Consider the following 4,836-nt stretch of genomic DNA (forward strand, 5'->3'; position numbering starts at 1 on the left):
TTGTCAATTTAACTTTTTCAATGCTTCCTCGCGTGCCCTAGCACCAGAAGCCCTCCACCAACCAAAAGTCTCTGCGACTTTCGCTACTGGTTCCCCGGATCTCGCGCAGGCAGGCGACTCCGAACAAGCCGTCCGCGACTCTCGCTACATGCTTTTGGTGGCGTAGACTTCGGCGTATTCGATCGCCCAGCTATCGATCAGACGCAGGAAATCACTCTCGTTGACTTCCGCGATCGTGACAAAGTGATTGCGATTAAAGAGCTCGCGATTCATCACTGTGCCTTTGCCTTTCAACTCCAACACGTTCAAGTCGCTGTAGGGGCGAATCATCATCTCCAAACGGCTGTATTGGTTACTCCGCTTGCCCGCTTCGATCCGCAGATCGTCACGGTAACACGCAGCCCCCCAGCCGTTTTCGCCAAACAACGCCTCGGTGCGGAAGCCCGGAAAATGATCGGCGACGCGATGCACCGCCTTCTCAATGTGTTCCGACAGCGACAGCCGCAACGACGTGTGCATCCGCCTCAGTTCTTCCGCCGACATCTCCTGCTGACGCTCGGCCGACGCTTTGCGTTCGGCCCGCTGCTTCCCACGCTCGATGGCCGACTCGAGCCGTTCGTTAAAATCGTCGCTCATCTATCAGGCCGAGGGTTCCGTGGAAGTGGATTTGGGCTCATCACCCGACGTTGTCGGCGAAGCTTCGGTCGATTCCGGTTTTGGCAGTTCCGACTTGGGCGACTCGGCCTTCACAGGCTCTGCCGCCGCATCGGCAGTCTTCTCCGCCGCGGTCGTCGCCGCTTCGCTTGTCTCGGCCACCGCCGACGCTTCCGGTTTCACCTTTTCCTGCTTCGGTTTGACTTCTTTCGCCGGTTCCGCCTTGTCCTTGGAAACGAACTGCATCAAATCGCCAAACGAACGCAGCGGTTCGTCCCCTTTCAGCATCGCATCGCTGATCGGTTCGACCGGCTTGTTGCTGACGACGCGGTACGTTTCGGAGTGCTTGCCACGTCCGCCGCCGCGATTGTCACGACCTCGGTTATCGCGTCCGCGTCCGCCGTCACGGCCGCCGCGTTGGCCACCACCGCCCGGTCGTCCGCCGCCACCGGCTGCGCCCGCTTTGCCACGGCCACCACGGTTATCCGGACGTCCGCCCTTGGCAGCTTGACCGCCACCAGCTGCCGCTCCTCCGCGTGCTCCGCCGCCTTCGCGATTACCACCGCCACGGTTGCCACCGCCGCGATTTTGCGAATGCTGGCCGCGATGAGGACGTTCGTTGCGTTGACGACGCATCTCTTCGAGTTCGATTTCACGCTGTGGCGAAATCGCGCTCAACGCCACACGTCGCCGTTTCGTATCGATGCCGGTCACCCAAGTCGTGATCACATCGCCGACTTGAATGGCCTCGTGCAAATCTTCGATAAACTGTTCCGACACTCGGCTGACGTGAATCAGACCACTGCAATCGGGTGCCAATTCGACGAACACGCCAAACGGCATCACCCCGACCACCACACCGATCACTTGGTCGCCCGTTTTCAGCGTCTTCAAGTTCGGCATCGATGTCAAAACTGCATTCGATGCACCATCGGCAACATCGCTGTCGCCGAACGGATCACACAACCAACTGACCAATTGGCGAGCCCGGCGGGCACCGATCTGCCATTCCTTGATGCACTTGTCAATCTTCGCCTTCTCAGGACGAGGACGAACGACTCGCATCGAAACCGCAGCCTCTTCGGCCGGTTTTGCCGCATCAGATTCCGATGTTGCATCGGCCTCTGCGGCCGCTTCCGCTGCAGGCGAATCCGCCGACTCACTCGCCGCCGCATCCCCAGCGGACGAATCCGCGTCGCTGTTCTCGCTGCCGGCCGTGGCGTCGGATCCCTCTGCCGCTTCGGCCGGCGCCGTCGCTTCGGTTCCGCTCTCGGTTGACGCGTCCGTTGCCGCAGCATCGTCGCCGCTGTTGGCAGTATCCAGTTCCGCGGTCAAACCGAACGGTTTTTCCTCAGCCGCTTCTTCGCTTGGCTTGTCCTCGCTCTCAGCAACCGGTTCGACAACATCGCTCAATTTCGGCAATGCGTCTTCGTCAAAATTCGGAGTCTCGTAACCAGGCGGTGTCGACGGAGGCAGCTCGATTTCCAGTGCCGTCGCCAACTTTTTGGCTAACGGATAATCCTCGGGGTGGACCAAAGTCCCATCGAGTGTCTCTTCGCTACCAAACACACGCAAAAACGGTAGTGCTTGGCGAGTCGACGCTTGGTCGCCCCAGGCATCCAGCTCTTCGATTTGCTCGCGTGATTTGAACAACTCCTTGCGGCGAGCCGAATCCAACGCGTCGGCGACTTGTGGTGTTACGCCTGGCAATCGGCACAACCACGACGTCGGTGCCGCATTGGCATCCACACCGCCACGCGACGCACCGCTGACCATCACGTCATCCAGCACGTCCATCAATGCTTGGTCGGACAACTCACGCTGGAACGAACCCAACCGCAATTTCAACGGATCGACCTTGGCGATCGCACCGGCGGGCTGCAGCACCGAAAATGCGACCCAAGCTGCACTGCGGAACCGACGTGGCGTCGTTCGCATCTCTTGGTCCGCTACCTGGCTGCCCGCATACGTGTCCGCACCACTGCGATCAGCCAACGTCCAGCGAACGGAATTCTCAGGCGACTGTTTGACCAATTCGCTGACCGCCACCAAGCAACCTCGGCGAGCCGGACCGTTGCTGATCACGATCAGATCGACGTGGTGCGCGTGAATCAATTCGCCCATTCGCAATACCGCTTGCGAACGCATGCCAGCCGACAATTGGCAAGGCAAATCTTCGCAGTGCAGCAAACGACCATCGCTGGCCACGATCGCCGTGGCGGCAGTGCGAGGCCCAACCGCATCGATCGACATCACCACCTTGGCTTCGACGCCGCTGCGATTGACTTGCATCCGCAGATGGTCCGCCGCGATACCCAGCAATCGAGTCGACGCACGCTCTTGCAATTCGTCCCACCATGCCGCTTCGGCGGCACCGCGGATGTCCGCTTCGTTTTCAATTAAGATGCTTCGCAGCATGTCGGCCAAACGCGGATTGATCCGCTCTGCCGTACTTTGCAGCTCGGCAACCAAACGGTTCGCATCGTATTCGAACGAGCAATTGGCGACTTGGCTGCGAAGGGCGCGAGCAAGCATCACGGTTTGGAACGAGCTCAGCTTGTTCGTCGGAATTCGTTTGCCTTCCAGCGGCTTCAACACGCTCATCAACCAACGTCGACGACGCTGGCGAGGCGACACTTTCTTTTGCTTCTTCGCAGGTGCCGGCTCCGACTTCTTCTCTGCCTTTGGCTCTTTGGCCTTGGCGTCGGCCGCATCCGCAGCCGGTTTGTCGCCGGTTGCTGCAGCGGCAGAATCTGCATCGGCAGGTTTCGCTGCTTCGGTCGCAGGTGCTTCCGTAGCCGACTCAGTCGCAGCAGCGTCGCCGGCAGTTTTTTCAGCTGCCGGCTCGGTAGCCACAGCTTCGCTGGTCGCTGTCTCGGTTGTCGCCGGGGTCTCAGTTGCAGCGGTCGTTTCCGTTGCCGCAGGAGTCTCCGTCGCCGCAGCAGCTTCCTCGGCTTTCGCTGCATCCGCAGTGGTCGCCGCTTCGCTGGTCGAATCAGCGGCAGCAGATTCAGTCGCAGGCGTTTCAATCGCAGCAGTTTCCGCCACAGGTTTTTCGTCAGAAGCCGCTTCCGCAGCCGGAGTTGATTCGGTTGCAGATTCCTCTGCCACCTTCGTCAACGCCGCTTCGTCTTTGGCTGCATCATCTTTGGCCGCCGGTTTCGCGTCGACCGATTTTGTGCTTTTCGACTTCTTCGATTTGGTTGATCCCGGCTTGGCTGCCTTGTCGCCCGCATCATCATGGTCGTGATCGGCACTGGAGTGGGGATCGTGGATTTCGATCACATGGATCTTGGCATTTTTGCCCAGCCACTGGACCGCGGCATTGATCATTCGCGGATCGCCCGCCAGGCGGCCTGCCAACGATTTTTCCAGTTTTGCACTGGCTTCGTTCGCATCGTCGATCGTTTCCATCTTTTCGGCGATGGCGTGCAAGTCGTCGCCGTCACCCTTTTGCGGGTTCAGCACACGAACGGCCAGCCGGGTTGCCGAATCGACCGCCTCGCTCGATTCCAACTTGATCCGTCGGCCCAAACGCTCGAGCATCCGTTTCGAATTGGCTTTCTCGATCGCCCGTCCCAGAGCCGGGTCGGCAATCGGGGTCGCCCGCCAGCTTTCGAGCAGCTCGGCACGGCGCGCCGCCAATTGGCGATCCGCCTGCAGCGCTTCGGCGAGCGCCCACAAGCTAGCCTCGTCCAAACCACCCAATTCATCACGCCGATACCGCGCCAAAAATGGCGGCGAGTATCCTTGTTCGATCAGGGGCAAGGCAATTCGTAAACTTGATTCTTCGCAACGCCCGCGACGGGCAATTGCTTCTAGATCGACAGTCATCGCAAGTCGGTCTCATTCATCGGTACGCCCGAACTCCGCCACGCATCCCGGAAAAAACGACTCCCAGGACACCTAACTTCACGTCGAAACGATACCTTCAATTTTGGAAGCCAGCAGTTTTGGGTGTTTCACAGCGGCTCTGCTGGAGTTTCAATCAACAGGTCGCCAAAAAAACGCCCGCCGCGGAGGGCGAAGATAGCGCCGAACAGCGGAAATGTCAACCTACAGCCCGCCCGCCAATCTGCTAGCACTTCAGGTTTCCGAACTTTTCCCCCTCCAACCCTCAGCGAACGCGAGAAAGTGGGGAAGAGGGGAGGAGTTGGGAGTTGGGAGTTGGGAGTTGGGAGC

The 4,836-nt window shown here is 59.7% G+C and carries 2 protein-coding genes; both read right to left on the bottom strand.

The window, feature by feature from the left end:
• Positions 1 to 144: 144 nt before the first annotated feature.
• Entirely contained in the window at positions 145 to 636 is a 492-nt protein-coding gene (locus RMSM_RS23510; protein WP_008702364.1) for a hypothetical protein, read from the bottom strand.
• Positions 637 to 639: 3 nt separating this feature from the next.
• The gene (locus RMSM_RS23515) at positions 640 to 4,488 is read right to left on the bottom strand and encodes a S1 RNA-binding domain-containing protein (protein WP_008702366.1); all 3,849 of its coding nucleotides are present in this window, start codon (positions 4,486 to 4,488) and stop codon (positions 640 to 642) included.
• Positions 4,489 to 4,836 lie beyond the last annotated feature (348 nt).

Origin of the sequence: Rhodopirellula maiorica SM1, from assembly GCF_000346295.1 — a bacterium.
GTDB lineage: Bacteria > Planctomycetota > Planctomycetia > Pirellulales > Pirellulaceae > Novipirellula > Novipirellula maiorica.

Coding starts and splice junctions, on each gene's coding strand:
- RMSM_RS23510 (WP_008702364.1), bottom strand. CDS start 636: ATGAGCGACGATTTTAACGAACGGCTCGAGTCGGCCATCGAGCGTGGG.
- RMSM_RS23515 (WP_008702366.1), bottom strand. CDS start 4,488: ATGACTGTCGATCTAGAAGCAATTGCCCGTCGCGGGCGTTGCGAAGAA.